The organism is Paenochrobactrum pullorum, assembly GCF_041929845.1.
Classification (GTDB): domain Bacteria; phylum Pseudomonadota; class Alphaproteobacteria; order Rhizobiales; family Rhizobiaceae; genus Paenochrobactrum; species Paenochrobactrum pullorum.
On the sequence record NZ_JBHEEH010000049.1, the window covers coordinates 1 to 1,247 of the forward strand.

Below are 1,247 nucleotides of genomic sequence, written 5' to 3' on the forward strand. Positions count from 1 at the left end.
GGATTGAAAACACTAAAAGATACACTGGCTTTTTTCACCGGTTCTGGCACTGCGGATGTGACTGCTTTAACGGAATGGGCGCGGACTTTGTTGGCGGCTGCAAATGGCGGTAAAGGTTATGAAGCTTTGGGAGGAATACCCAATGGGCAACTTCCGGGTAGATTAAGAACTATAGGAAATACTGCGGGCGACCCGAACGAAATTATCGAAAGCGGATGGTACCGAATAGGTGGGAGTAATCCCAACATGCCGGAGGGTGCAACCATGCTTCTTTTCCATTTAGCTTTCAGCAATACACAAGCCAGACAAATAGCGCTGAGACATACCACAAACAGTATGTATGAGAGAGCGCGCATGGATGGTGTTTGGTCTCCGTGGTATAGAATGTATTCGGCTAACAATTTATTGGCAAACGTCTCTCAATCCAACGGTATACCAACCGGCGGTGTTATTTATCCCGGTAACAATGCAAATGGCACTTTTGTTCGGTTTGCAGACGGTACACAAATTTGTTGGGGTAAAACAGAAGTAAATTATTCTGACTCTAACTCTAATACAGGACGCTTGGGCGGTAGTTGGACTTATCCTGCGGCCTTTCCCAACAGTAATAGCGAGGTTTTTCTTAATGTGCCGATACAGCAGGCTGTAAATTGGACGGGTATTACCGGAGCGCAATCAGGTCGTGGAAGTGCTCGAGCTTTTGGAGCCGCATCCAGTGCTACAGGTGCTACTTTTTCAATTTTCTTTGATGCGGGTACCGTTAGCGCAACAGAAGGGCGCGTACAAAATATAGGTATTGTAGCAGTTGGAAGGTGGTTCTAATGTTTAAAATAACTTTATCACCTCAATTTTCAGATCAGACTTTAAAGATTGAAAAACGCGGAAGTGTTTTGACAATTGGAGATAGGTCTTGTGATTTTTCACAATTGGCAGACGGTAGTGATGTGCCTGCGGAAGCTATCGATAACGATTGTATTGTCGGAGGCATTACAAAAACCAATGGCATTGTGAATGTAACTGTCCTGATGCCTTACAGCGACGAGGATGCGCCGGATAGTGTCTTATTCCCAGAGCCGATTACGCTGATTGATGATGGTGAGATCATCTTTAATGAAAAGGTGGCAGCCGATGATTGATTTTTCCAAAGTAATCACAAAGGAAATGAAGGCTGAAGAACACCGAAAGCAGCTGGAAGGCTTAATAGATATTGAACGCGACCGCCGTATCAATGGCGGTTTTACGTTTCA

General features: G+C 44.8%; 2 protein-coding genes. Both read left to right on the plus strand.

From position 1 onward, the window contains the following. Positions 1-822: pyocin knob domain-containing protein (locus JNC77_RS17550; protein WP_374834800.1), on the plus strand; the 822-nt coding region annotated here is incomplete at its 5' end. After that, positions 822-1,136 carry a hypothetical protein gene (locus JNC77_RS17555; protein WP_374834802.1) on the plus strand — a complete coding sequence of 105 codons (315 nt, stop codon included), beginning with the start codon at positions 822-824 and terminating at the stop codon, positions 1,134-1,136. The genes JNC77_RS17550 and JNC77_RS17555, both read left to right, overlap by 1 nt. The last annotated feature ends 111 nt before the right edge of the window (positions 1,137-1,247 follow it).